This is a genomic window from Mesorhizobium sp. M8A.F.Ca.ET.165.01.1.1 (genome assembly GCF_004792065.1).
Lineage (GTDB): Bacteria > Pseudomonadota > Alphaproteobacteria > Rhizobiales > Rhizobiaceae > Mesorhizobium.
On sequence record NZ_SRTH01000265.1, the window covers coordinates 1 to 282 of the forward strand.

General features: G+C 67.4%; 1 pseudogene. It reads right to left on the bottom strand.

Going from position 1 to position 282, the window contains the following annotated elements:
• A pseudogene (locus EN808_RS36030) lies at positions 1 to 282 on the bottom strand (MurR/RpiR family transcriptional regulator); the annotation flags it as partial.

A 282-nucleotide genomic window follows, 5' to 3' on the forward strand; every position in this document is an offset into this window, starting at 1 on the left:
CTTGGCCAGCAGCGAAATCGCGTCTTCCAGATGCGCCTCGTCCAGCGTGCGCGAAATGTCGTTGAGCGAGGTGCTGGCGGCGGCCACGAAACCGTCGAAGATCGCCCGGTGGCCGGCGCCGGAATCGGCCTTGGCGCGCAGCGCCTGCAGGCGTTCGTCATAGGACGAGTTGCGCTCGCGCAGCCGTTCGCGAAACACCTGCTGCAGGCTGGTGAAGCCGTCGAAGCCAAGCTGCTGGGCAAAGCGGATCAGCGGAGAGGGTTGCACGCCGGCCGAAGCGGC